Below are 26,972 nucleotides of genomic sequence, written 5' to 3' on the forward strand. Positions count from 1 at the left end.
CTTGCAGAGCTCGAGGCTATCGCCGTGGTCGAGGTGAAGAGCGATCTGTGGGTTGGGGCAGCCGAGTTCCTTAGCGTACTCTACAGCACCCTGTGCCATGTAGCGAAGGAGAGTTTGGTTAGCGTACTTGCGTGCGCCACTGGACACCTGAAGGATGACAGGAGACTTCGTTTCAACGACAGCACCGATGATAGCCTGGAGCTGCTCCATGTTGTTGAAGTTGAATGCTGGGATAGCATAGCCACCCTTGATAGCCTTAGCGAACATCTCGCGCGTGTTCACCAGGCCGAGTTCTTTGTAACTAACCATTGTTGTTATAACTGTTAATCTAGGTTTGACTTCGTAGTTGGACTTCGTTGTCTATACCGCAAAGATAAGGTAAAAAAGGATACGGCCGTCGCCTTTCCTTAAATTATTCACGAATCTACCTAATCCTTGCTAGTCAGCACAGTAAGACGGCTAGCTCTGCGGTCTCGAGAGACGCGGAGCTAGCCGTCGCGATATGGCTGCGAGCCACGCTCCGTGGAGCGTCGCAGCATGAGCTGACTTAAGCGTTCAGGTCGAGAGCTGCGCCAGCCTTGAACTTAACCGCCTTGCGTGCGGGGATCTTGATCTTTGCCTTGGTGGCGGGATTGATGCCTTCGCGAGCGGGCTTATCCTGAACGGAGAAGGTACCGAAGCCTAGGAGAGAGACCTTCTCACCCTTCTGCAGCTCCTCTGCGACTACTGCTGCGAATGCATCAACAGCCTTGCGAGCCTGTTCCTTGGTCAGACCAGCCTTCTCAGCTACGCCTGCGATGAAATCAGTTTTGTTCATAAACAACGATCTTATTATAGGTTGGACAAATTGCGTTGCGCCTTGTGCTCTGGCTCGGCCCCTTCCCTACTGGGCGGAGGCCACTAGACCAGTACTTTGTGTATCCAAATGTACTACAAATCTTGGACTATGCAAGCCCTGAGCCGCTTAGGGACTCAAGTGACTGCTCCAGAGGCTAGCTAGCGGCCTAGCCTAGCGGTGCTTCGGCTGCGTCAGATAGCGGAGCTCACCCGCCCCCGTCAGCTCTGCGTGCGTGAGTCTATACTTATTGCTGTACAGCTTATTAGCCAGCTGGATCTGGGTAAAATAGTCCCCTCGCTCAGCGCCCGCAGCCCCCTTGGAGATGACGAGCTTAGGCTGCTTGTAGTACTTCGAGTCCAGATGGATCGTGATCTTATCAAAGACGGGCGTCGTCAGCGCATAGCTCGTGCTGCCTGGACAATCGGGATAGAAGCCGAGCATACTATAGATGGCCCAGGCGCTCATCGTACCCGTATCATCATTGCCAGGAATGCCGCTGGGGCTATTGTGGTAGTACTTCTCGAGGAGCTCCTTCGTCAGGCGCTGCGTGCGCCACGCCTCCTTGGGGAAGTAGGTGAAGAGGTAGGGATAGGCGATGTCCGGCTCATTGGCTGGGTCATAGTTGCCCTGGTCGAAGATCCCCTGTAGCTTAGAGACGAACTTCTGCTCACCGCCCATCAGCTTGCACAGGCCCTTGATGTCGTGGGGGACAAAGAAGCTATAGTTCCAAGAGTTCCCCTCGTGGAAGCCTGGGTTGGGCTCGAAGTCACGTCCCAGCGTAGGATTGAAGGGCGTGAGGAACTTGCCATCGGGCAGGATAGGACGCAGCAGCCCCGTCTCCTTATCGTAGTAGTGACGATAGCCCTGCGCTCTGCGCTCGTAGAGCTGCGCCTCCTTGGTCTTGCCTAGGCTGCGAGCAAACTGCCCCAGATTCCAGTCTGCGATATAGTACTCCAGTGCATGGGAGACGGAGTTGTCGAACTTCTCGCGCAGCGGCACGTAGCCTCGGCTCAGGTAGTCATCGTTGTCAGGGCGCAGCAGATTGCTCTTGCCCGGGGTGTCGGCACCCTTGCGCATGGCCTCATAGGCCAGCTGCACGTCGAAGTCACGGATCCCTCGCTGCCAGGTGTCATTGAGCACGATGATCGAGGGGTCGCCCTCCATCGTCATCGTCTCCTGCGAGTAGAGCTCCCACTTCGGGAGCCAGCCCCCCTCCTTATACATATCGAGCATCGTCTGCACCATCGCCAGCTGCTTGCGCGGATAGAGCAGCGAGAGCAGCGGATGCACGTTGCGGTAGGTATCCCACAGCGAGTAGACGGTGTAGCGGTCGTGCTGCGTCTTGCCCGTCTTGAGACTACCCATCATCGGGTACTCGCCGTTGACATCCTGCAGGATATTAGGATGGATGAGCAGGTGGTAGAGTGCGGTGTAGAAGACCGTACGCTGCTCCTGGGTCCCGCCCTCGACCTCGACGACGCGCAGGGCGTCCTCCCACTGCTGCTCGGCAGCTGAGCGCACGGCGGTGAAGTCCAGGCGGGGCTGCTCGGTCTGCAGATTGAGCAGCGCATTCTCCTCACTGACGAAGGAGACGCCCGTCTGCACGTAGATGACTTCTCCGGGCTGCGTTTGGAAGGAGAACCATACTCCAACGTCATTCCCGCTCATCTGCTTGCGGTAGTTGGGATAGAGCTTGTAGCGGCCATGATCATGGTCCCACTCAGCCTCTACACCCTGCATCGGGGGCTGCTTCTTCCAGTAGCCGCTCTGGGGCGCACGGCGGCTGATGCGGATGGCGAAGTACTGGTTGAAGACTGCCTGCGGATTGTAGCAGAAGGTCCCCATCAGCTTGCTCCCCACGAGCGTCGAGTCGTTGAGGAAGCGTACCGTTGCCCCACTCTCATTCGTCAGCCCCTGCCCGAGGTTCACGAGGATATGGCTCGGGCCGCCCTTGGTGAAGGTGAAGGCCGTGATCGCCGTACGCGGCGTGGCACTCACCTCAGCACGCACCTGATGCTTGTCGAGGATCGCACTATAGTAGCCCGGGTGAGCACGCTCCGCACTCAGGGTCGTCCCGTACTGCGTGTAGTCCACGTTGAGCTGTCCCGTCGAAGCGCTCACGAGGATACTCCCCAGCTCGGGGCAGCCTACCCCACTGAGGTTGACATGGCTGAAGCCCGTGAAGTACTTGTTGTCCGCCGTATAGGGCGTGCTCCACCAGCGGGCATCCTTGTCATACTTGTTCAGCTCGCCTCCGCCCATCACGTTGAATGGGGTGATGCTCATGAGTCCATTAGGCACCACGGCACCGGGATTGGTCGTCCCGAAGTTGCTCGTCCCGATGAAGGGGTTGACTTCATCAATGAGTCGGCGCTGCGACTGAGCTGAAGCGCCGAGACTAAGCAGTAGCACGAGCGCTACCGCCCTCACGGGTCGCGTCTTCTGTAGATTCATTCGTATATTCTTGTATGTATAGATACGTGTCTGTTAGCTGCAAACATAAGGAAAAGCAGGCAACTATACGGTACGGACGTCTGAGCGAGTAGCGCCGAGGCCGCATCCACATCGCAAATTCGGTGCGTAAGCCTTAGGCCTCACTCCCCTCTTAAGCGGAGCACTAAGCCAAGCCAAGGAGCAGTATTCGAGCAAGGGATCAAGCCTAAGCGAAGGAGCAGACGGTAAGATCTCGGTCAAGCGCACCCAGCGGCGGCGAGCCAGGAGGGGCAGCGAGGTGGGAGCCTTGCCCTAGTTTCGCAAGTGATATCCCTCAGCGGGCTGACTGACGCCCTTTACCTGCTTAACAGACGTCCCTCAGTGCGCTGACTGATATCCCTCACGAGTCCCCACCCTATAGGCTGGCAACAGCGGAGCTCAAACCGCAGCACTAGCTTGAGCTAAACTGGAGCGCCAGCGCCTCGCGCCCTCCTCGCAGGGACAGTACGCAAAAGGGAGAGATCGCCCTCCATAGAGGCAATCTCTCCCTTACTTATCTGTAGTATCTAGGGGTAATGAGGCGTTCCCGCGGTGACGCCTCGGACCAAAGAAGGTCCTAGCGGACAGCGGGGGAAAGGCGTAGGCGAAGTATGCGCTGCGTGTGCTCCGTGACTCGGTAGCGACGATCGGCAAGGTGTCCCACGAGCCAAAGCACTTCGTCTCCACGACACAGGAGGAGGGCGGCTTGGCGCTGAGCATGATCGAACTTCCCATCAATGAAGATGCGCCTCAGGAGCTTCTTCCCCTTCATCCCATAGGGGTACAGCACATCGCCCTCACGGCGATGGCGTAGGACGAGGCGCTCAGCACCGAGCGCCTCGTAGTCAAAGGCCGCTTCACCCGCTGCCAAGGGAAAGAACTGCTCGAGGTCTCGAGGTCGCAGCTCGATCCACCAGCTGAGGCGCTGACCGCTGGGCAAGGTACACACCCCCGCCTCCCCGATCGAGAGTTCCTGCAGATAAGCCTCCTCCGAGCCCCGCTCACGTGGTAAGATTTCTAGATAGGTCTGCCCGCGCAGTAGCTGATGCGTGGGACTATCGAAGCGTGCCCCAGCGTGTCCCGTATGCAGCTGCGCCATCACACCACGCACGGTCTCGGAGCTGAAGCCGTAGGGCCTAAGGAGCTCGTAGAGCAGCGTCTCGGGGTACTGCTGCTCGAGGAGCCTCATGATATGGATGCCCTGAGGCTCCAGCACCTGCTGACGTAGCTGCTCGACCCGCTCGAGGTAGTAGCATTCGCTCGCTCTGAGGTGCGCAATCGTGCGGGTGGCTGCCTCGGCGAAGGAGGGATTGAGTTGCTTGAGCAGGGGGATGAGCCTATGTCTAATGAGGTTGCGCTTGTAGCGCGTATCGGCATTGGAGCTATCGCTGCGGTAGTCCTGCCCTTCGGCAGCTAGGTAGTCGAGGATCAAGGCGCGGGGACAGTCCATCAGTGGGCGGATGATGCCCTCCTCGACCTTGTGATAAGGCATGCCGCTGAGGCCACGGATGCCCGTGCCCATAGAGAGATTGAGCAGCAGCGTCTCCACCTGGTCATCAGCATTGTGCGCGACGGCTACGACGCTTGGCTTAGGGTCTGCGGCGCGCTGCTCGGCGAACCAGCGGTAGCGGAGCTCACGCGCCGCCATCTCGATGGAGATGCCTTGCCCCTGGGCATAGCGCTCGGTATCGAAGGCCGTGACACGCAGGGCGACGCCCAGTCGACGACAGAGCTCCTCGACGAAGTGCTGGTCGCCCTCACTCTCCTCTGCCCGCAGGCGGAAGTTGCAGTGCAGGGCTACGAGCCTAGGCCCATAGCCTAGACGCAACATAGCCATCAGCAGAGCGAGCGAATCCGCTCCTCCACTGGTGGCTATGTAGATGCACCCCGCTGGGGGAAGTAGCTGCTGCTGTCGTAGCGTCAGCTCAACTTGGTCGAGCAGGACATGCTGCAGCATAGCGAGCTAGGATACAGCGGCCCGCTAGTGCTGCTGGTGTGCCTCCTCTACCAGCTCGGGATCGACGAGGATACGCCCGCAGTATTCGCAGACGATGATCTTCTTATGGAGCTTGAGGTCTACCTGGCGCTGGGGGGGGATCTTGTTGAAGCAGCCACCACAGGCATCACGGTCTACGGGCACGACGGCCAGGCCATTGCGTGCCCCCTCACGGATACGAGCGAAGGCATGCAGCAGGCGCTCCTCGATGTGCTCCTCGAGCTGGAGGGCCGCAGCACGTAGTGCCTCTTCCTCCTGCTTCGTTTCGCTCTTGATGCGAGCTAGCTCCTCCTCCTTGGCCGCGAGGTCAAGACGGCGCTCAGCGATCGCCTCACCTAGGGCAGCGATACGCTCGGTACGCTGCTGCAGATCGCCTGCGGCCTCGTTGATACGCTTCTGCGAGAGCTCGATCTCCAGTCCCTGGAATTCGATCTCCTTCGAGAGGTTGTCGTACTCGCGGTTGTTCTTGACGTTATCTAGCTGCTCTTTGTACTGGGCGATCTTAGCCTCTGCATCCGTGATGCGTGCCTTCTCAGTGGCGACCGCGTTCTTCTGGCGCTTGTTGTCCTCCTCGAGGTGGGCTAGGCGGGTCTCCATGCCCTCGATCTCGTCCGAGAGATCCTGTACCTCTAGGGGGAGCTCTCCGCGAAGCGTCTTGATATGATCTATCTTCGTGTAGGTCTCCTGCAGGCGGCTCAGGGCGATCAGCTTATCTGCGACGCCACGATCGGCTGCAGCTGCTGCCGCAGGTGCTTCAGCAGCAGGGCTAGCAGTCTTGGTAGCAGCCGCCTTCTTTGCTGAGGATGTCTTCTTTGTAGTTTCTTTCGTAGCCATTATAGTGCTATGACGCTATTTATAGGGTTGGAGTCGATCTCGCTTTGGTAGACCGCAAAGGTAGCTAATTTCTGTGACAATAGCTCGGTAAAGAGCTGTGCGCTGATGCGTTCGCTCTCGTAGTGGCCCACCGTCGCAAGGATGGGGGCGGACTCGCAGTCGAAGTAGTCGTTGTACTTCGCCTCTCCTGTGATCAGGATATCTGCCCCAGCTCGGCGCGCCTCGGGCCAGAGGAAGGCCCCAGCGCCACCACAGAGGGCGACACGCTGGATCTGCCGCGTCGCCTCAGCTCGGCTATAGCGCAGCTGCTCGGTAGCAAAGTAGCGCTTCACCTGGGCAAGGAAGTCACCAAGAGCTACGGGCTGCGGGAGCTCACCGACAATGCCTGCGCCCGTAGTGCCGCGCGTATCGAGGAGCTGTGTGAAGCTATAGGCGGGGACCTCGTAAGGGTGCGCCTTGAGGAGAGCTGCCTCCACACGCGCTCTGAGGTGACTGGGCAGCACCAGGCTAAGCCGCTCCTCGGCCTCGTAGTGCAGCGCTCCGAGCTCACCCACGTAGGGCTGGGCGCCTGCCAAGGGACGGAAGGAGCCTTGGCCCAAGCTGCGCCAGCTGCAGCTGTCGTAGTTCCCTACCCGACCTGCACCCGCTGCCCACAGTGCCTCTGCCACCGCAGCGGTAGCGGCCTCGGGGACGTAGACCGTGAGCTCCAGTAAGCGGTCGGTCTGGGGAAGAAGGACACGTGGCTGCAGCAGGCCGAAGTCCTGAGCGAGGCGCCAGTTGAGCCCCTTGGCAGCATTGTCCACCGAGGTGTGCGCTGCGTAAATCGCTAGGTCATGCTTGAGGGCGAAGCGCACGCAGCGCTCTATATAGGATGAGGTACCGAGGCGCTTGAGCCCCTTGAAGAGCAGGGGATGGTGGGCGATGACGACATTGCAGCCGCGCTCTACGGCCTCCTGAAGCACCGCCTCGGTGATATCCACGCAGCAGAGCACCCCGGTGGCGATCGCCTCGGGGTCGCCTACCTGCAGACCGCAGTTGTCATAGCTCTCTTGGAGCGAGGAGGGGAAGTGCTCCTCGAGCAGCTCCCAGATTTGGGCGACACGTAGCATCGTACTAGTTCTCTGAGTCTTGTTGGGGACGAGGCTTCTTTGTCTTGAGGCGCTTGAGGCCCGTCATGAGGACGATCACCGAGACCAGACCAAAGAAGAAGATGAAGAGATCCGTCCCCCACTGCCCGAGGAAGGGCTTGTAGAGGCGGCCTGCGTGCAGCTCCAGTGCGGCCTGCCACAGGGAGTAAGGAGTTTCGTTCAGCTCCTTAGGCTGGGCGACAAAGGAGGCCGCAGCGCTGAAGTCTCCCCCTCGGAGGAGCCCCTGATCGTATAGGAAGACGCGATCCTCGGTAGGCGTCGCCCCCAGGATAGCCCCAGCGATGAGGTGCCCCCCTATGGGACGTGAATAAGGATCGGCAAGGACGGTCTCCCCGCTGAAGTAGTCTCGGGGGGCGTCATCTTGCTTGGGGGTGAAGCAGCTCATTCCACTGAAGGAGCCGATTACCCAGCTGCCATCCTCGCGCTGCTCCAGCACATTGATGCCCATAGGACTGACCTGAGGCTGCCCCCACCAGTACTCGGGCTGTCCCTGCAGCGAGGCAGGGAGCATGAAGAAGCCCTCACTCGTGGAGAGCAGCCAGTTATCCTCGACCTTATTGTAGCGTAGGGCGCGCAGGCGCTCGAACCATGGGTTGTCACTCCCCAGCTCGCTCCACCCAGCAGGGCGCATCTCATTGAAGATCAGCGGCAGCATCAGGGGCGGACGAAGCACCCAGCCCGTGACGACGACGAAGGTTGTCAGCCAGATGAGGCGCTTCCCGAGGAACTTGTGCCAGCGGAAGTGCCAGCCCAGTCGGCGCATCAGCCCCTGCTTGCGCTGCACGCTCTCGGGGCTATGCTTGCGGGACTTCCAGCGCTTGAGCCGCTCCTTATATAAGGTATAGAAGATCCCTGTCAGACATAGGAGCATGATGACGACTCCTATAAGGTCGACGACGAGTCGCCCCACGAGGCCGAAGTACTCCCCACTATGCAGCGCCCAGACGATACGGAAGAGCGTGATCTCCCCCGTATAGGTATCATGCGCCTCCCAGGAGATAGGCTGCCACTGGCTCTGCCCTGGCACTCGGAGGTAAAGCCGTGAGCGCGAGAGCAGCAGTAGGCTATCACCATGTGCTACGAGGTCGGCAAGGCGGCCATGCACACCCTCGGGTAAAGGCTGCTCCTGCCAGCGCCGACGCTGCTGGTCGAGGCGGTAGATACGGAACTGTGAGGCCAGCCAGATCTCGCCCGAGCGCAGCTGAGCCATGCTCATCACCTTGCGCTCGTCGCCCCCAGGAGCGAGGCCATCATTGAGCGCTACGGCGGGAGCCTGCATTGCACTATCGCTCCGCCACACGCCCGCCGACCCATAGAGGTAGCTGTCCGTAGCTGTGCGCAGGGCCGAGCGTACTGCTCCGCCACTCCAGTTGGTATAGCTGTACTCGCTGGGTAGGAGCCCACGCGGGACATCGACCGAGCGCAGGAGCTCACGATGGTTCAGGAGGATCCCCGACAGGGCAGCCAGGAAGAGCAGAACGCAGAGTGGTAGCCCAAGCCACTTGTGCAGCTGGCGAGCATTTGGCCGCCTCATAGCGCAGTAGCAGCTAGAGCCTTCCGCTGGTTGCGCAGCGGATTGGCGTACATCGTGAGGATGCAGTGTCTGAGGAAGGCCTTATCAGGCTCGAGCCCCTCGGGCAGCTGCACCAGCTGGAGGCGTGCCTCGATGTAGCGCAGGGCCTCTGCTCGCTCCTCGGCCGTGTAGTGTGCGGAGCTGTCCGTACCCTCGAGCTCGTCGTAGGCGACGTAGTTGAGGGGATCGAGGACGTAGTGGCGATGGATCTCCGCATCCATGAGGCTCGCCAGCTCCTCTACGCTCAGCGCCGAGGCGTCGGCGGGTAGCAGCTGACTTAGGGGGCGACCGATATGGAAGGTCACGCGTCCCTTCCAGCCCTGAATCCCCGTGCGCATATTGATGCCATCGTCGACAGGGCTCTTCTTGTAGCCCGCGACGTCACGCTTGAGCTGCATCTCCTGCGCCTTGAGGTAGTCACAGGGGTCGTACTCGTAGCTGCAGGTCACGGGGACGATGTTGAGCGAAGCGAGGGCAGCGGCAGGCTGACGTTCGGGGCTCCCCATGGCCAGCATCTTGAGGAGCGCAGGCTGCGTGTGGTCGGAGGAGTCCTTAGCCCGTCCCTCGCGCTGCGCGATCCAGATGCTCTGCCCCTCGGCCACCGCCTCGTGCATGTACTCCGAGAGGAGCTTGGCGGCCAGCAGCACCTGACGTCCCTGCAGTCCGCGACGCACGAGGAAGCTCCCATTGAGCTTGACCAGCGTCTCTACCCAAGGGTAGATCATCAGGTTGTCCCCGATGGCGATCTGGGGATACTTAGCACCCGCGTCTGCCAGCAGCACGTTGAGGAAGGCCGAGTCCAGCACGATATCTCGGTGATTGGAGACGTAGGTATAGGCTCCACCTGGGCGCAGCTGCTCGGCTCCCGTGAGCTCGACGCTGGTGCAGCAGCCACGCATCACCTGCTTGACCCAGTGGTAGCTGACGCGCTGCTTGAAGTCCTCCACGCTGCGACAGCTGCGCAGGAGGGTGCTGAGCTCCTCCCAACTCCAGCTGAGGCCGAGGCGCTCGTAGATCGCGCGTAGCTCGGGCAGGGCGATGAGGCCCTCAATGGTGCCCGGCACCTCCTCTGGGAGGAGCGGGCGTATATCGTCGTACTTAGCGTAGTCCATGATGACACATATATAAAGGGGTTAATGCTGGGCAGGACGAAGGCCCTCCTCGATGAGCGCCGTCAGCACCTGGGGCATCTCGAGCCCCGCGGCACGTACCTGCTGGGGGATGAAGCTCGTGGGCGTCATCCCTGGAGTGGTATTGACCTCGAGCAGCGTGGGGTAGCCGTCGGCCTCGATGATGAAGTCTACGCGGATGATCCCACGGGCATCGACATAGCGATAGATCTGCTTGGTCAGCTCCTGCACCAGCTCGGTCTGCTCGGGGCGGATGCGTGCGGGCGTGATCTCCTCGACCGCCCCATTGTACTTGGCGTCGTAGTCGAAGAAGCTATTCTTCGGGACGACCTCGGTCACGGGCAGCACCTGCAGTCCTCCGCCTGCCTCATAGCAGCCACAGGTAACCTCAGTGCCCGAGATGAAGCGCTCGAGCAGCACCTCCTCACATTCGGTGAAGGCCTCGTTGATAGCAGACTCGAGTTGCTCGATGGTGTTGACGCGTGAGGTAGCCACGCTCGAGCCACCCGCGTTGGGCTTAGCGAAGAGGGGGAGCCCTAGCCTATCGAGGATGTCGGCAGTGCTAGGGCGCGGGAGATCCTTACTGAGGCGCAGCGAATTGGCCGTGCGCACCTGAGGGAAGGAGGAGAGGAAGTGATTGCAGTAGTACTTATTGAAGGTCAGCGCCTCCGTCAGCACGCCCCCCGTATTGTAGGGGATGCCGAGCAGGTCTAGGTAGCCCTGCAGCAGGCCATTCTCCCCAGGCGTACCGTGGATCGTGATATAGGCGTACTCAGGACGGATGCGCCCCTCGGGAAGCTGACAGCTGAAGTCATTCTTATCTATAGGATAGCGCTCGCCCGAGCTAAGCTCTACCCACCAGCCCGTGCGATCGATCAGTACGAGGTAGGGCGTGTAGCGCTCGCGATCGATCCAGGACAGGATGCCTGCAGCGCTGCGCAGGGAGACGGGCTGCTCGCCCGAGAAGCCGCCTGCGACGACGGCGATAGTACGTGGACTCATCTGTTGAGTTTATATAGTCTGAGTTTGGTTCGAGATTTAGCTTACGTATACAAAGGTAGGCCTTTCCCCTAGCTACGGCAAAGGCAGGGCTAGCCCTGTAGGCTACGACACCTAGTCTAAGGCCTCCCAGCGAGGCCCAGGCAAAGGCGTAGCGAGGCGACAGCCCTAGCCCAGCTCCATGAGGGATATCCCTGAGGAGGCTGATGGATATCCCTCACGTGCCTGACTGACGTCCCTCAGCGCTCTGACGGATATCCCTCAGGAGCCCCCCCCTTATATGCGCCTGCCGCCACTGCCTATTCGCCCCAGGGCCTTGCCCCGCCTGTGAGGGCGAGCGGGGGCGGCATGACACGCCCCACCCCGCAGCTTCGGCAGCGGCTCTCCGCTAGTCTTTGGCGCTTTTCGTACATTTGCATTCACAAATCATAACCATAGGGCGCATCCGTGCCTATACAATAGACAAGCGAACGATGAATATATCCTACGACCTGCTACGCTCCTATGTGGCTACCGATCTGAGCCCCGAGGGAGTAGCAGAGGCGCTCACCTCGATCGGCCTTGAGACCGGTGGTATCGAAGAGGTAGAGTCCATCCCTGGCGGCCTGAAGGGGCTGGTACTGGGGAAGGTGCTGACCTGCGTCGAGCACGAGAACTCCGACCACCTCCACGTCACGACCGTCGATGTAGGGGACGAGGAGCCCCTGCAGATCGTCTGCGGAGCGCCTAACGTAGCTGCAGGCAAGGGCGTCGTCGTAGCCACTATCGGCACGGTGCTGCACGCAGGAGAAGAGAGCTTCACCATCAAGAAGGGCAAGATACGCGGCGTCGAGAGCTACGGCATGCTCTGCAGCGAGGTAGAGATAGGCGTAGGCACAGACAACTCGGGGATCATCCTCCTCGAGGCTGACAGCATCACCCCTGGGACGCCCGCGGCGAGCCACTACGGCATCAGCTCGGACTACGTCCTCGAGGTAGACATCACCCCCAACCGCGTAGACGCTACCTCGCACTACGGCGTAGCACGCGATCTGGCTGCCTACCTGACGCAGCAGACGGGCACCGAGGTCCGCGCCCAGCTCCCTGAGCTCACCGCCTCCCCCGAGGCTGGCAGCTGCCCCCTACCCGTCTCGGTCGAAGTCCCCAGCACGCTCTGCCCCCGCTTCCAAGGGCTCGTTATCCGCGGCCTCAAGGTCGGGGAGAGCCCCAAGTGGCTCCGCCAGACGCTGGAGCGCATCGGGCTGAAGCCCATCAATGTCGTGGTAGACGTCACCAACTTTGTCCTGCACGAATACGGACAGCCCCTACACGCCTACGATCTCTCTAAGGTCGGGGCTGGGCTACGCGTCAAGCTCGCCGAGGAGCAGAAGATGACGCTCCTCGACAAGAGCGAAGGCCAGCTGGGCCCACAGGACCTCGTGATCGCCTCCGCCGACGGCACGCCGCTCTGCGTGGCGGGTGTCATGGGTGGGCTCGACTCGGGCACTACGGAGCAGACGACGGAGATCTTCCTCGAGGCCGCGAACTTCAACGCCAGCTCCGTACGCAAGACGGCACGACGTCTCGGCCTGAATACCGACTCCTCCTTCCGCTTCGAGCGCGGGCTCGACCCCGAGCGTACGACCTGGGCGCTGCTACGTGCCGCGAGCCTGATCCTCGAGCTCTGTCCTGGCAGCAGCATCGACGGCGGCCTCTTCGACCACTATCCCGAGCCCAGCGAGCCCTATGCGGTGACGCTGGACCTGGAGTACATGCACCGCCTCATCGGGCAGGAGATCCCCGAGTCTGACGTAGCCCGCATCCTCGCCAGCCTCGAGATCGAGGTCACCGAGCGCCAGGGCAAGCTCTGGTCGCTGCGTGTACCCCGCTACCGCGTGGACGTCACACGCCCCAGCGACGTCGTCGAGGAGATCCTCCGCATCTATGGCTACAACCGCATCGAGCTGAGTGGCTACATCCATGCCAACCTCAGCCCTAAGGGCGCCGTCGACCGCTCCTACAGCCGCAAGCTCCTCCTCTCGGAGCAGCTGACGGGCGCGGGCTTCAACGAGCTGCTCAATAACTCGCTCTCCTCCGAAGCCTACTACGAGGTCCTCACGAGCTACCCTGCCGAGCGCCTCGTACGCCTGGTGAATCCGCTCAGCGGCGAGCTGAACGTGATGCGCCAGACGCTGCTCTTCGGCGGGCTGGCGGCCATCAGCCGCAACCTACGCCGCCAGCAGCGCAGCTTCTACTACTATGAGTGGGGCAACTGCTACGAGGCCGCACCCGAGCAGACGAAGTCCAACGCGACGACTCTGGCAGGCTATCGCGAGCGTCAGACGCTCGGCCTGTGGGTCGCTGGTGAGCGTGTCACGGGCAGCTGGGCCCACCCCGACGGGGCAGCCTCCCCCTTCGAGCTCAAGGCACAGGTAGAGCACATCTTCGAGCGCCTAGGCATTGCCCTCTCTGGGATCAAGACGAGCTTCGTCGAGCGCGATATCTTCGCTGGCCCCGGCTACGCCTATAGCACCTATGATGGCAAGGAACTCGTCGTCCTCGGGCAGGTACATCCACGCCTCGTCGCCGCATGGGACATCGAGTTACCCGTGTACTTCGCCTCGGTCGACTGGGAGCAGATCAATCGACTCGCCGAACGGGTCAAGCTCGAGGCCAAGGAGCTGGCGAAGTACCCCATCGTCAAGCGTGACCTTTCCCTCCTCATCGACAGCAAGACGACCTTCGCCGAGCTCGAGCAGGCTGCACGCCGCGCCGAGAAGAAGCTGCTCAGGAGCGTCAGCCTCTTCGACGTCTACGAGGGGAAGAACCTCCCCGCAGGTAAGAAGAGCTACGCCCTCTCCTTCTACCTCCAGGACACGGAGCGCACGATGAGCGACAAGCAGATCGACGCCATCATGAGCAAGATACGCAAGAGCCTCGAGGACGGCTTCGGGGCCGAGCTACGCTAGTATAAAGACTGATTGACAACACTATATTCACGACATACACATTATGGGAAGAGCATTTGAATATCGTAAGGCTCGTAAGATGAAGCGCTGGGGTAATATGGCCCGCGTCTTTACCAAGCTCGGTAAGGAAATCACCATCGCAGCTAAGGCTGGCGGTCCTGACCCCGAGACCAACCCCCGTCTACGCGTCCTGATGCAGACTGCCAAGAAGGAGAACATGCCTAAGGACAACGTAGAGCGCGCCATCAAGAAGGCGACGTCCAAGGACTTCTCCGACTACAAGGAGATGAACTATGAGGGCTATGGCCCCTTCGGTATCGCCATCTTCGTCGAGACCGCTACGGACAACACGACGCGTACCGTGGCCAACGTGCGTAGCTACTTCAACAAGTTCGGCGGCAGCCTCGGCACGACGGGCAGCCTTGAGTTCCTCTTCGACCACAAGTGCATCTTCCACATCGTCAAGAAGGAGGGCATGGACATCGAGGAGCTGGAGCTAGAGCTGATCGACTATGGCGTCGACGAGCTGGAGGACGATGAGAACGAGATCATCCTCTACGGAGCCTTCAGCGACAACGCGCAGATCCAGGCCTATCTCGAGAGTGCTGGCTACGAGATCACCTCGGCGGAGTTCGTCCGCCTGCCCAATGACACCAAGCCTGTGACAGCTGAGCAGCGCGAGACCCTCGCCAAGCTCATCGACAAGCTCGAGGAGGATGAGGACGTGCAGAACGTCTTCACCAACATGCAGGAAGAGGAAGAGGAGGAATAGCCTCCACGCCCTTTGCAAAAGAAAAGTGCCCCCAGGGAAGCAGCGCGAGCTGGCTTCTCTGGGGACACTCATATTATGGACTGTAGGCTGAGGCCTATAGGCTGCGCGGGGCGGGCGCCCTACCCTAGGGCGAGCTGTGGAATATCAGTTAGGAGGCTGAGGGACGTCCATCACGGTGCTGAGGGATAGCAGTCAGCCTCGTCACGGATATTCCTCACTGCACTCCTCCCTAGCCCCTCACCGTGCGCAGCTAGGGCTCGCGGGAGGCCGCAGAGCGCCTTGGACTGCTTCACGTGCAGTCCTTGAGGCAGATATAGTCCTTTTTCGTATCTTTGCCTTAGTACGCCCTGCCCTGGCTGCTGGACGCTGACGCTGCCCCATCGGGCCGCATCTTAGTCCCCCCGAGCACCGTACAACATATCAGCCTACTAGACATATTCAACATCGCGATAATGAACACGCTACAACTCGACCTCACGGGGATCTATCCCTTCGTATCCCAGGACACCGTCTACAGCTGGGCAGACAAGAGCAATGCCTACCAGGCCGCCCTACATGCGGGCACGGGCCTAGGCAATGACTTCCTCGGATGGATCAAGCTCCCCAGTGAGATCAGCGAGCAGGACTTCGACGCTATCGAGGCAGCCGCTCGCACGCTACAGCAGCACTGCGACTACGTCATCAGCATCGGCATCGGGGGTAGCTATCTAGGCGCCCGTGCCGTCATCGAGGCTCTAAGCCCCAGCTTCGCCCCCAAGACAGACGCCCCCCAGGTGATCTTCGCAGGGCACAATATCGGCGAGGACTACCTGAGCGAGCTCGTCAGCTTCCTCCGCGGCAAGCGCTTCGGCATCATCAATATCTCCAAGAGTGGTACCACTACGGAGCCTGCCATCGCCTTCCGTATCCTCAAGGCGCTCCTAGAGGAGCAGGTCGGCAAGGACGCCGCTCGTGAGCGTATCATCGCCGTCACAGACAAGGCTAAGGGCGCCCTGCGCAGCCTCGCCACCCAGGAGGGCTACCAGACCTTCGTCATCCCCGACGACATCGGTGGCCGCTTCTCCGTACTCACCCCCGTAGGGCTGCTGCCCATCGCCGTAGCAGGCTTCGACATCCGCGAGCTCGTACGTGGTGCTCAGGATATGGCCGCCCTCGTCGGGGAGGATGTAGCCTTCGAGCAGAACCTCTCCGCCCTCTATGCCGCTGCCCGCAACAGCCTCTACCAGGCAGGCAAGAAGATCGAGATCCTCGGGAACTACCACCCCAAGCTCCACTACATCGGAGAGTGGTGGAAGCAGCTCTATGGCGAGAGCGAGGGCAAGGACGGTAAGGGCATCTTCAACGCCTCGGTAGACTTCTCCGCCGACCTACACTCCATGGGCCAGTGGATCCAGGAGGGCGAGCGTAACATCTTCGAGACGATCATCAGCATCGCCCAGCCCGACAGCGAGCTGCGTATTGCCCCAGATACGGAGAACCTCGATGGACTCAACTATCTAGCGGGTAAGCGCGTCGACGAAGTCAATAAGATGGCCGAGCTCGGCGTACGTATGGCGCACATGGACGGCGGCGTGCCCAACATCCGCATCACCCTCCCCCAACTCAACGCCTACTACATCGGCCAGCTCTTCTACTTCTTCGAGAAGGCCGTCGGCATCAGTGGCTACATGCTCGAGGTGAACCCCTTCAACCAGCCCGGCGTAGAGGCGTACAAGAAGAACATGTTTGCCCTCCTTGAGAAGCCCGGCTATGAGGAGGCTACCCAGGCCATCAAGGCACGCCTCTAATCCCCCGACCTCAATGAGTATAGGATACAATAACCAGCTCCCCGAGATCATCATGCCTGAGTATGGTCGCAATATTCAGAATATGGTCGAGTACTGCAAGGGGCTCACGGATCGCGACGAGCGCAATCGCTGCGCCCACGAGATCGTCCGTGCTATGGCTGCCCTCGTCCCCGAGAAGGAGCAGGGCATCGGTCGCGAGACCATCTACTGGGACCACCTGGCGATCATCGCTGACTTCGAGCTCGACGTAGACTATCCCGAGGGTACGATCACGCGTGAGAAGATCGACCTCAAGGCCGACAAGCCCGAGTACCCAGGGGCTCAGATCAAGTACCGCTACTACGGCCGCTTCATCGAAGGCATGATCCAGAAGGTCTGCGCCATGGAGCTCGGCCCCGAGCGAGCAGCCGCCGAGTACTTCATCGCCCTGCAGATGAAGCGCGACTACATGACTTGGAACCAGGGCAACGTCGAGGACCTGAAGATCTTCAAGGACCTCTTCGAGCTCTCCGACGGACAGATCCTCCTGACGCCCGAGAACTGCAAGCTCAACATCAACCCCAACACTATTGACCGCCCTGGCAAGCTCCAGAAGCCACTCAATAGTAAGAAGGGCAAGAAACGCTAACTACGTACACATATACCCTAGCAACACTAGCGCATGGCATCATACGTCATCGAGGGCGGCTACTCCCTACAGGGGAGCATACGCCCCCAGGGCGCCAAGAACGAGGCCCTACAGATCATCTCCTCTGTCCTGCTCACCCCCGAGCTCGTCACCATCCACAACATCCCGAACATACTGGATGTGAACAACCTCATCGACCTGCTGCGGCAGATCGGGGTGAAGGTCAGCCGGCTCAACGACGAGGGCAGCTACAGCTTCCAGGCAGACGAGATCAGCATCGACTACCTACATAGTGAGGAGTTCCTCAATCGTAGCCGTGCCCTGCGTGGCTCCATCCTGATGGCAGGTGCCCTCCTAGGGCGCTTCGGCTATGCGCTCTTCCCCAAGCCCGGGGGCGACAAGATCGGCCGCCGTCGTCTGGATACGCACCTGATAGGCTTCCAGGAGCTGGGCGCTAGTTGCCGCTACGACAGTGACAAGCAGAGCTACGTGCTGGAGGCCAGCCAGCTCAAGGGTAAGTACATGCTCCTCGACGAGGCCTCAGTGACGGGTACAGCCAATATCCTGATGGCCGCCGTACTAGCCGAGGGCACGACGACGATCTACAATGCCGCCTGTGAGCCCTACCTGCAGCAGCTCTCCAAGCTGCTGGTGCGCATGGGTGCCCATATCGAGGGCATAGGCTCCAACCGCCTCACCATCGAGGGCGTCAAGGAGCTGCACGGTGCCGAGCACACCATGCTCCCCGACATGATCGAGATCGGTAGCTTCATCGGCATGGCCGCCATGACGAACTCCGAGCTACGTATCACAGACGTCAGCATCCCCGACCTCGGGATCATCCCTCAGGCCTTCCGCCGCCTCGGGATCACCATCGAGGAGCAGGGCGACGACCTCTTCATCCCCCGCCACCCCAACGGCTATGAGATCGACACCTTCATGGACGGCTCGATCCTCACCGTGGCGGACGCCCCCTGGCCAGGGCTGACGCCTGACCTTCTCAGCGTCTTCCTCGTCACCGCCACGCAGGCTAAGGGAAGCGTACTGATCCATCAGAAGATGTTCGAGAGTCGTCTCTTCTTCGTCGACAAGCTCATCGACATGGGCGCTCAGATCATGCTCTGCGACCCCCACCGCGCTGTGGTCATCGGCCTCGGGCAGTCGCATCGCCTGCGTGCCTCCACGATGGCCTCACCCGACATCCGTGCTGGGATCGCGCTGCTCATCGCTGCGATGAGTGCCGAGGGGACAAGTGTCATCAACAACATCGAGCAGATCGACCGAGGCTACCAGGACATCGCAGGCCGCCTCAATGCCCTAGGTGCTCGCATCTCTCGCCTATAGCTCCACCCTTATGCTGGATAAGGCAGACTTCGAGCCCATAGGCCGCCTCGGCCGTACACACGGTATCGGTGGCGAGCTCAGTACCAAGCTCTCGGTAGACCTCAGCGTCCTCTGGGAGGAGGACGAGCGGCTCTTCCTCTTCCTCGAGGAGCAGGAGCTGCTCATCCCCTACCGAGTGCGCAGCCTACGCGCCAAGACCGATGAGCTCGACCTCATCGCCTTCGTGGACGTCATGACCAAGGAGGCGGCCGAGGCGCTCGTGGGGCGCGAGCTCTGGCTGGAGCGTGCTTACCTGGACCACGACGAGGCGGAGGCCGTCCTCGGGCTAGAGCACTACGTCGGCTTCGAGCTCTACGAGGCGGACTCGGGGGACTACCTAGGACGCATCACGGACGTCGACGACAGCACGCTGAACGTCCTGATGCGCGTCGAGACACCCCTCGGGGACGAACTCGTACTGCCCATCGCCGAGGAGCTGATCTCTGAGGTAAAGCTCGCCGAGCACCAGCTCTACCTACAAGTCCCTCAGGGTCTGCTTGATCTCTAGCTAGGATATGATGACCGGGACGAATACGCAGCTCAAAGCGGGCATCTATACGCTGCTGACGCTCTTCGCGCTCTTCCTACTGGTCCAGCTGCTGGTGGGATCCCTCTATGTGGCTGTTCGCCCTGGGGCACTCAGCAGCCCCTCATCACTCGAGCCTCTGCTCCTGATCACAGGCCTCTCCTTCATCGCGCCGCTACTCCTGCTTCCGCAGGGGCGAGCGGCGTTCGCTTTACTACGCCTCCCCCGACTGAGCCGCGGGGAACTCGGGCGTTGCCTCCTCATCTCGGCAGCTATCCTCGCACTAGCCTTCGCCGTCGATGAGCTGGAGTTTCGCTTCTTCTCCTGGCTGGGCTGGGAGCTCAAGGACGAAGCGACTGAGCTCATACTCCAGGCGATCAACTCTGGCACGCCTAGGCTGAAGCTGATCCCCTACATCTCCCTCCTCCCCGCCTTCTCCGAGGAGCTCTTCTTCCGCGGAGCCGTACAGGGTACCCTAGAGCGCCTAGCTCCCAAGCGGCCGCGGCTGGTCTGGGGACTTACGTCGGTACTCTTCGCCCTCATGCACCTCAGCGTCCTCGGCTTCGTCACGCGCTCCCTCCTCGGCTATGGCTTCAGCTATCTATGCAGCAGGACGCACAGCCTCTGGCCAGGGATCGTCCTGCACGCGCTCAACAACCTCATAGTACTATACCTCCTCTAGCCCACGCCTCCCAAGCACATGACTACACTACTACAGAATGCCCTGATCATCAACGAAGGGCGCAGCTATACCGCCAGCCTCCTCATCCGAGACAGCCTCATCGCAGCCATCTACGAGGGGGAGCACAGCTACCCCGAGGCGCTGGAGCGTGAGGTGGACGAAGTAATGGACTGCTCGGGGCTATGGCTCCTCCCGGGCTGCATCGATGACCAGGTACACTTCCGCGAGCCGGGGCTGACGCACAAGGCGACCATCGAGAGCGAGAGCCGCGCTGCGCTGGCAGGCGGCACGACCTCCTTCATGGAGATGCCCAATACCAACCCCACCACCACTACCCTCGAGGCCTGGCAGTGGAAGATGGAGCGTGCTGCGGAGAGCTCCTGGGCCAACTACTCCTTCTTCTTCGGCGGGAGCAACGACAATGCCGACGAGCTCCGACGCATCGACCGCCGCCACACCCCAGGGGTCAAGCTCTTCCTCGGTTCCTCTACGGGTAATATGCTCGTCGACGATCCCAAGACGCTGGAGCGTATCTTCGGAGAGACGGATCTCGTGATCGCAGCACACTGCGAGCGCGAGGAGATCATCCGTGCCAACCGCCAGCACTACCTCGATACCGTAGGGGCAGAAGGGCTTGATGTACGCTACCACCCCCTGATCCGTAGCGAGGAGGCCTGCTATCGCTCCTCGAGCGAAGCCGTAGCGCTGGCCACACGCCTCGGTAGCCGACTGCACATACTGCATATCTCCACAGCACGCGAGCTCTCGCTCTTCAGGAGCGACCTCCCGCTCTCCGAGAAGCGCATCACCGCCGAGGCCTGTGTGCACCACCTCATCTTCTCGGATCGTGACTACGAGCACCTAGGCAATCGCATCAAGTGGAACCCCGCCGTCAAGCGCCTAGAAGACCGCGAGGCCCTACGTGGCGCCGTAGCCTCGGGGCTCATCGATATCGTCGCTACCGACCATGCTCCCCACCTCCTGAGCGAGAAGGAGGGCAACTGCCTCACGGCTGCCAGCGGAGGACCCCTGACGCAGCACGCGCTCGTCGCCATGCTCGATCTAGCGGCCGAAGGGCTCTTCAGCCGTGAGCTCGTCGTCGAGCGCATGGCACACGCCCCAGCGCGGCTCTTCGACGTCGACCGCCGCGGCTTCGTCCGCGAGGGCTACTTCGCCGACCTCGTGCTGGTGGACCCCAAGCGCCCCACCCTCGTCACGCCAGCCTCCATCCTCTCCAAGTGCGGCTGGTCGCCCTTCGAGGGGCATAGCTTCGGGCACAGCATCGCGGCCACCTTCGTCAACGGCTGCTGTGCTTGGCGCGGGGGCGAGCTCTCGGCCGAGCGCCCCGAGGCCCATGCCTTGACCTTCAACCACTGACCCTAGATCCCCATCCCAATATACCATGTCCACACTCCCTCGCATCCCCTGCCGCGCGCTGCGCCCTGGCGAACGCCTGCAGGACTTCGTCGCCTTCGACTTCGAGACGGCAACCTATCAGCAGATGCCCTGCTCGCTAGGCATCACCCACGTCGTCCATGGGCAGATCCGCTCCAGCTTCTCTCAGCTCATCCAGCCCCCAGAGAACCACTTCGACGAGGCGCTGACGAGGATCCACGGCATACGTCCCGAGCATACCAAGGACGCCCTCGAGTGGCCTGCCCTATGGCATATCCTCGCGCCCTACTTCGAGTCGCACCTGCCGCTAGTGGCGCATAATGCCCCCTTCGACCTCGGTGTCCTCACCAAAGCGTGCCTCCACTACGAGCTGACGCCACCAAGCCTCGACCGCGTCTACTGCACCTACAAGACGACTAAGATCCGCCTGGCGAAGTGGATAGCACACCTCAACCTCCGAGAGGAGGACCACCACGAGGCAGCCTTCGACTCCAAGGTCTGCGCGCTCCTCGCCCTCGAGTACCAGCGCGACCCTAGCCTAGGCGGACTCATATAGCTAGGCTAAGGCTGCCTAAGGCCTGCCTTGCTCGACTGACTAAGTCCCCCACGCCGAGCCCCTAAGGGCTTGACGTGGGGGACTGCTTCGCTAGCTATAGCGAACAATAAGCCACACAAGCTATTATATAGTAATAAGGCGCTAAGTAGAGCGCCCTGATACGCAACTCTAAGAACGATTCAATGCAACACGCTAAGCGCTATAAGGCGCTACTCCTCGACGTAGACAACACGCTACTGTCCTTCCGCCCCTCCTCCGAGGCCGCCCTTAGGAAGGCCTTCCAGATCCATCACCTGCCCTACGAGGATATCTACTATGAGGTCTTCTACTGGGTCGGCGAAGTGCTGTGGGAGCAGCAGCGACGGGAGCGTCTATCTGTCGATGAGATACGCACGCTGATCTTCCCCCGCCTCCTCTCCGCCATCGGGATAGAGGCCGACGGGAATGCGCTTAGTGACACCTTCCACCTCCAGCTACACGAGGAGGCCGTGCCCGAGCCTGGTGCCGTCGAGACGATCGCCAAGCTCAGCGAGCGCTACCAGCTCTACGTGGCCTCCAACGGCGTCCTAGAGATGCAGCGCTCACGCCTCGAGATCGCGGGACTAGTGAACTACTTCACCGACCTCTTCGTCTCGGATGATATAGGCGCGGAGAAGCCCTCGGAGCGCTTCTTCCACGAGGCGATGCGCCGCAGCAAGACCGAGCCCGGGGAACTTCTCTTCGTCGGGGATAGCATCGAGGCCGATATGATGGGCGCTGCCCGCTCGGGGATCGACCGCTGCTGGTACAATCCGCAGCAGCTCGCTGCCCCTGCCCGCCCTAAGCTCAACTACACCATCACCGCGCTGAGCGAACTGCCGCGCATCCTCTAGGGCCAAGGAGGAAGCTCCCTGAGGGATATCAGTCAAAGCGCTGAGGGACGTCCGTGGCGCGCCTCAGGGATATCAGTCAGCCTCCTGAGGGATAGCCTTCACAGAGCTAGGCTAAGGCTGTCGCCTTGCTGCGTTCCTTAGCAGCCTATCCTAAGGCACTTGGGCTGGACGCTAGAGGCTTCATGCTGAGCGCTACAGACCTAGGAAGGCGAGCTCGGCTAGACTTAGCTCCTTGACCTACGCTAAGTGACGACCAAGGAAGCGCACAGACCTAGGACAGCCCGCCTAAGCCTTCTCTGCGGGTGAAGCGATAGCGCTGTCTCAGTGCGTCGCGCACCATAGAAAAGAATAGACCGGAGCCCCAGCACTCCCCCACCGTACGATGAGGGGAGCGCTGGGGCTCCGGTCTATTGCTAAGCTAAGCCTGGGAGCTTAGCGCTGCGGGACGAACTCGAAGATATAGTCCTCGGGACGTGCCTCGCGTCGATAGTGGATGCGTAGCTTGCCCTCCTTAGTTACGGCCCACATGTAGCCGAGCTTCTCGAGGGAGTTCTGCAGGGCGAAGTGGCCCTGGGCATCCTTATGCAGGGTGAAGCACTCCTTCGTGAGGTCAGCCTGCTGCAGGAGCTTGAAGTCCGTGGTCACGATACGCTGATCCTGAGCCGAGCGCATGGTGTAGCGCCCCGCCGCATTGTCGTAGCTGAGCAGCCAGAGCTGGCGCTGAGGATTGATGCTATCCTGCTCGGAGACGATCTGAAGGCCCTGCTTGGGATCTATGCTGTTGGAGAGGTAGCCACCTGCAACACGGATGAGATACTTGCCCTCCTCGAGCGGAGGCCGAGGCAGCAGCTGAGCCTGGTAGCCGAAGCCCTTACGGTAGTCGGCGTAGAGCTCACGCTTGAGCTGTGCGAGGAAGGGGGCTAGCACTGCATCGGCAGGCTTGGGGAAGGGGGCATTGATTGAGCCCTTGAAGTCACGCGAGCGGATGGCGCTCTGTAGGGCCTCCAGCGCCTGCAGCTGCTTGAAGCGTTCGATGAAGCCCGTGCTGTCCTTAGCCGCGAGGAGACGCTGCATATCGATCAGCACCTTGCCCTGACGTGCCATATACTGGTAGACCTCGAGCCAAGGCTTGAGCTCCTCCTGCATATCGGCATTGTGCTTGTCCGCCAGTAGCGTCGCGGCATCCTGCTCCATGCGATCGAAGCGCTGGCCGAGGGCCTGACGCAGCTCGTCCGTCACTGAGCCCGCGCTATAGGCAGCCTTGTACTGCTCTACGATGGGGCGTAGGTCTAGGGACTCACCCTCGATGCGGAAGCGGTGCCCATTCGTCCCTGGGTCGACATTATCCAGCGCGAAGCGGCGGAAGGCCTCCGTATTCTTGGGATAGAGGTAGCGCGTAGCCTCACGCCAAGAGCGGTCAGCATCGTAGCCCTGCATATTCCACAGGTAATCCGCTACGGCGAAGACGCCCACCTTAGAGGCCTCGGCGTACTCCATAGGGTTGGAGACAAAGCCGCTGAAGAGGGGGGCGAGGTCCTGCTCGTTGCCCTTCATCGGGCCGAGCAGCAGGTGGTCAACGGCGAAGTCTGAGACGGGGTAGTTCAGCCATACATAGCCCTTGCGACGTATGCGAGCATTGACGTACTCCATCGTCTTACGGTCAATCATCGTCACCACGGTCTTCCCCGTCCACATGATATGGATCTCGGGATCCATGGTCTGCCCTAGGAAGTCGAGGTAGGCGCCACGTGCCCAGGCTTGGTTGTACTGCGTGGGACAGAGGATGAGCGACTTGACCTGCATCCCTGCCTTAGGGAAGTAGCGCCACAGGTAGTTGAGGAGCTCAGCCTGGTGGCGTGCGCTCTCGTCATCGGCACTGATGTCGTCGAAGAAGACCGCGAAGGAGCGCACCCCGAGGCGATACATGTCCTCCAGCTTGCGCACGACGGCCTGTCTGTCCTCCTCCGTCCACTTGATGTCCAGCCCGGGATGGATGGCCCAGACGAACTGCACGCCACGGGCGTGGGCTGCCTGGACGAGCTCAGCGATGCGCTGACGCTCTCCCTCGGGGTACAGCTCACGCCACTTCTCTCTGTGGTAGCGGTCGTCCTTCGGCCCATAGATATAGGTATTGAGCTTGGTGTCGCCGTAGAAGCGGAACTGCTCGAGGCGATTGCGATGGCTGTAGGGATTGCCGTAGAAGCCCTCCACGACACCACGCAGGGCTACGTCTGGCCAGTCGGTGATGGTCGTGGCCCTGAGGCGGGGCTGGCGCAGGAGCTGGCGGAGTGTCTGTAGCCCATAGTAGAGGCCGACGGAGTCTACGCCTGCCAGCGTAATGCCCTGAGGCTTGACCTCCAGGTAGTAGCCCTCGGCCTGCGTGGGGAGCTTAGCCGCGACAGAGGCCACCGCCGCATCCCCCTTAACCCCTAGACGCAAGCGGGCCTGAGCGAAGAGACGACACTGCTGCCCGATGTAGGGCATCGTGAGCGTGTCCAGCGTGCTGCTGAGGCGGCGCATGATAGGGGTAGAGAGGCGCACCTGAGACGAGGCTGTCGTCATCTGCTGCGGCTTGGGGAAGAGCTCGGACTCAGCCGAGAGGAGCGTAGCGCTGCTGAGCGCTAGTGCGATGCTAAGTAGTGTACGCATAGATGGTAGTTGATTAGGGATAGGCTTATGATGGTATGGGGTATCGATCAGTAGAGGAAGCCGAAGAGCCACACGGGGATGCTCTTGTCGCGGGTGAAGTCCCCTTGGCGTAGGGCATAGTGACGGTCGCTACGGTAGCGCCCCTCTAGGCTGTCCTCTATCTGCAGCAGCCAGCGGCCGTCGATCTCAAAGAGGGAGCGAGCCCCACGCGGCGAGAGGCGGAAGTCATGCTCCTTGCTCAGCTGATTGAAGACGAAGGTACGCAGGTGCTCCCCACGGTCGGGATGCTCGGGCTGCAGGACTTGGTAGAGGTTGGGATTGCCTAGATAGACCTGCGAGGGACGACGCAGCTCGCTGTCGTCCTGCTTGAAGACGGGGCGCAGCACACGGGCATCCGCGAGGTAGCGGATGTAGTTCATCACCGTGAGGCGAGAGGTCTCGATCGCGGCTGCGAGCTGGGAGACATTGAGCGCAGTGTGTGGGGGCTGCTGCGCCAGCAGGTAAATGAGCTTGCGTAGCTTGTAGAGGAGGCGCTGCTCCAGCTGCTTGATGAAGAGGAGATCCACCTCAAGGGTCATGTTGAGCGTCTTCAGTAGGTTCTCCGAGTAGAGACGCGGCTCGAGGTGGAAGGGATAATAGCCGTACTCGAGGTAGCGGTCTAGCCATAGGTCAGGGTTGAGCGTGCGGGCAAGCTCTGCTACCAGCTCCTGGGGACGCGTCATGACGTCCTCTAGGCTCACCGCAGGTAGGGCGATACCGCTGTCCAGCTGGATGAACTCACGCAGCGAGAAGCCAGCCAGATGGTAGATGGCTGCTAGGCGTGCCAGCTCGGGGTCGTCCTCCTCGAGATTCATCACCGCCGAGGCCGTGAAGATGATCCGTAGCTCGGGATGGCGATAGTAGCACTGCTTGAACTCCTCAGTCCAGTTGGGATACTTGAACACCTGGTCTAGGAGCAGCGTGCGCCCACCTTGCTCTACGAAGCTATCGACGAAGCTCCCGAGGGAGTCGACCGTAAAGCAGAACTGATTCAGGTTAATGTAGAGACACTCCCGCGAGGTCGGGGCATAGTGCCGACGGGCGTAATCTAGCAGGAAGGTGGTCTTCCCTACTCCACGTGACCCACGTATCCCGATGATACGCTGGCTCCAGTCAATCTCCTCCATGAGCGAGCGCTGCAGCCCCCGACGGGTATGCCTCAGCAGGTACTCATGCGTGCGGTATAAATGATCCACTCGGTCTTAAAGCATTAGCATCTAGTACTACGGCTCATCCCTGACCCTTGAGTGAGCAGACTGAAAAGCCGACAAGACAAAAATACGCCTTTCCCCCCGAATAACCAGTACCCAGCGCTCCTTATCGTGAAAGCTGCCTCCAAGGCTCCCTCTCCCCCGCTACAGAAGGCTGCTCCTTCCTTAGGGGCAGGGCCGCCTAGGGGCACGCTAAGCGACCTCGGGGGGAAGGAAAGGCCTCCCTCAAACGCAGAGAGGCCACCCAGCTGAGCTGGGTAGCCTCTCCCTATACCTTTGTACAGATCTTACTACAAGCGCCTAAGCCTTCTTCGACATCACGATGTGACCGAGGTAGCCTAGGACTACGAGCACGAGCCCGATGCCAAGGTAGGTATTAGCGTTCTCTACCTGATCAGTGAAGTAAGTGAAGATCTGGAGCAAGGCTCCGATGAGCATAACGATGATGCCGAGATACTGCTTCATAAACGTCTCTGTGTATTATGTTGATTACTTATTCTATACCTGCAAAGTACGCAATAATTTGGCAAATAA

21 protein-coding genes and 1 pseudogene are annotated in these 26,972 nt (G+C 60.7%); 10 read left to right on the plus strand and 12 right to left on the minus strand.

Annotated features, from left to right (window positions below):
• From Q0248_RS01715 to Q0248_RS01755, 9 genes and pseudogenes are all read right to left on the minus strand, one after another.
• Positions 1-309 (minus strand): class II fructose-bisphosphate aldolase (locus Q0248_RS01715; RefSeq protein ID WP_299319006.1); only part of this gene is annotated, 309 nt, incomplete at its 3' end.
• A 238-nt stretch (positions 310-547) separates the two neighbouring features.
• Positions 548-847 (minus strand): annotated as a pseudogene (locus Q0248_RS01720) (HU family DNA-binding protein); the annotation flags it as partial.
• A 162-nt stretch (positions 848-1,009) separates the two neighbouring features.
• Positions 1,010-3,292 (minus strand): GH92 family glycosyl hydrolase, encoded by a 2,283-nt coding sequence (locus Q0248_RS01725; RefSeq protein WP_299319009.1) that lies wholly within the window; start codon positions 3,290-3,292, stop codon positions 1,010-1,012.
• 595 nt (positions 3,293-3,887) lie between these two features.
• Positions 3,888-5,267 (minus strand): tRNA lysidine(34) synthetase TilS, encoded by a 1,380-nt coding sequence (gene tilS / locus Q0248_RS01730; protein ID WP_299319011.1) that lies wholly within the window; start codon positions 5,265-5,267, stop codon positions 3,888-3,890.
• Between the two features lie 24 nt (positions 5,268-5,291).
• Positions 5,292-6,140 (minus strand): C4-type zinc ribbon domain-containing protein, encoded by an 849-nt coding sequence (locus Q0248_RS01735; protein ID WP_299319014.1) that lies wholly within the window; start codon positions 6,138-6,140, stop codon positions 5,292-5,294.
• Positions 6,140-7,249: a Nif3-like dinuclear metal center hexameric protein gene (locus tag Q0248_RS01740; RefSeq protein ID WP_299319017.1), complete on the minus strand. Its 1,110-nt coding sequence runs from the start codon at positions 7,247-7,249 to the stop codon at positions 6,140-6,142. Before Q0248_RS01740 ends, Q0248_RS01735 begins: the two co-directional genes overlap by 1 nt.
• 4 nt (positions 7,250-7,253) lie before the next feature.
• A complete protein-coding gene (locus Q0248_RS01745; protein ID WP_299319020.1) occupies positions 7,254-8,822 on the minus strand; it encodes a PepSY domain-containing protein in 1,569 nt (522 codons plus the stop codon).
• Positions 8,819-9,973, minus strand: coding sequence for a 1-acyl-sn-glycerol-3-phosphate acyltransferase (locus tag Q0248_RS01750; protein WP_299319022.1), 1,155 nt, complete (start codon positions 9,971-9,973; stop codon positions 8,819-8,821). Before Q0248_RS01750 ends, Q0248_RS01745 begins: the two co-directional genes overlap by 4 nt.
• Positions 9,974-9,994: 21 nt before the next feature.
• Positions 9,995-10,993 (minus strand): D-alanine--D-alanine ligase, encoded by a 999-nt coding sequence (locus tag Q0248_RS01755; RefSeq protein ID WP_299319025.1) that lies wholly within the window; start codon positions 10,991-10,993, stop codon positions 9,995-9,997.
• A 470-nt stretch (positions 10,994-11,463) separates the two neighbouring features.
• Between Q0248_RS01755 and pheT the strand changes: the two genes are divergently transcribed.
• The 10 genes from pheT to Q0248_RS01805 all read left to right on the plus strand — a co-directional run bounded on the left by pheT (position 11,464) and on the right by Q0248_RS01805 (position 22,539).
• Positions 11,464-13,938, plus strand: a complete 2,475-nt coding sequence (pheT, locus tag Q0248_RS01760) for a phenylalanine--tRNA ligase subunit beta (protein ID WP_299319027.1) — start codon at positions 11,464-11,466, stop codon at positions 13,936-13,938.
• 43 nt (positions 13,939-13,981) lie between these two features.
• Complete coding sequence (locus tag Q0248_RS01765) at positions 13,982-14,710, plus strand: YebC/PmpR family DNA-binding transcriptional regulator (RefSeq protein WP_299319030.1); 729 nt, start codon at positions 13,982-13,984, stop codon at positions 14,708-14,710.
• Between the two features lie 452 nt (positions 14,711-15,162).
• Complete coding sequence (locus Q0248_RS01770) at positions 15,163-16,497, plus strand: glucose-6-phosphate isomerase (protein ID WP_299319032.1); 1,335 nt, start codon at positions 15,163-15,165, stop codon at positions 16,495-16,497.
• 13 nt (positions 16,498-16,510) lie between these two features.
• A complete protein-coding gene (locus Q0248_RS01775; protein ID WP_299319034.1) occupies positions 16,511-17,125 on the plus strand; it encodes a DUF4290 domain-containing protein in 615 nt (204 codons plus the stop codon).
• A gap of 33 nt (positions 17,126-17,158) precedes the next feature.
• Positions 17,159-18,469, plus strand: coding sequence for a UDP-N-acetylglucosamine 1-carboxyvinyltransferase (gene murA, locus Q0248_RS01780; RefSeq protein ID WP_211789416.1), 1,311 nt, complete (start codon positions 17,159-17,161; stop codon positions 18,467-18,469).
• A 10-nt stretch (positions 18,470-18,479) separates the two neighbouring features.
• Positions 18,480-19,016 carry a 16S rRNA processing protein RimM gene (locus Q0248_RS01785; RefSeq protein ID WP_299319040.1) on the plus strand — a complete coding sequence of 179 codons (537 nt, stop codon included), beginning with the start codon at positions 18,480-18,482 and terminating at the stop codon, positions 19,014-19,016.
• Between the two features lie 7 nt (positions 19,017-19,023).
• Positions 19,024-19,716 (plus strand): type II CAAX endopeptidase family protein, encoded by a 693-nt coding sequence (locus tag Q0248_RS01790; protein ID WP_299319043.1) that lies wholly within the window; start codon positions 19,024-19,026, stop codon positions 19,714-19,716.
• A gap of 18 nt (positions 19,717-19,734) precedes the next feature.
• Positions 19,735-21,093, plus strand: coding sequence for a dihydroorotase (locus tag Q0248_RS01795; protein WP_299319046.1), 1,359 nt, complete (start codon positions 19,735-19,737; stop codon positions 21,091-21,093).
• 25 nt (positions 21,094-21,118) lie between these two features.
• Positions 21,119-21,667 (plus strand): exonuclease domain-containing protein, encoded by a 549-nt coding sequence (locus tag Q0248_RS01800; protein ID WP_299319049.1) that lies wholly within the window; start codon positions 21,119-21,121, stop codon positions 21,665-21,667.
• Between the two features lie 182 nt (positions 21,668-21,849).
• Positions 21,850-22,539 (plus strand): HAD-IA family hydrolase, encoded by a 690-nt coding sequence (locus Q0248_RS01805; protein ID WP_299319050.1) that lies wholly within the window; start codon positions 21,850-21,852, stop codon positions 22,537-22,539.
• A 432-nt stretch (positions 22,540-22,971) separates the two neighbouring features.
• On the opposite strand, the gene Q0248_RS01810 is transcribed toward Q0248_RS01805, so the two are convergent.
• From Q0248_RS01810 to Q0248_RS01820, 3 genes are all read right to left on the minus strand, one after another.
• On the minus strand, positions 22,972-25,188 hold the full coding sequence (locus Q0248_RS01810; protein ID WP_299319052.1) for a beta-N-acetylglucosaminidase domain-containing protein: 2,217 nt from the start codon (positions 25,186-25,188) through the stop codon (positions 22,972-22,974).
• Between the two features lie 47 nt (positions 25,189-25,235).
• Entirely contained in the window at positions 25,236-26,423 is a 1,188-nt protein-coding gene (locus tag Q0248_RS01815; RefSeq protein ID WP_299319055.1) for an AAA family ATPase, read from the minus strand.
• Positions 26,424-26,738: 315 nt separating this feature from the next.
• The gene (locus Q0248_RS01820; protein WP_211789423.1) at positions 26,739-26,903 is read right to left on the minus strand and encodes a hypothetical protein; all 165 of its coding nucleotides are present in this window, start codon (positions 26,901-26,903) and stop codon (positions 26,739-26,741) included.
• Between the last annotated feature and the right edge of the window lie 69 nt (positions 26,904-26,972).

Source organism: uncultured Porphyromonas sp. (genome assembly GCF_938046015.1).
Taxonomy (GTDB): Bacteria; Bacteroidota; Bacteroidia; order Bacteroidales; family Porphyromonadaceae; genus Porphyromonas.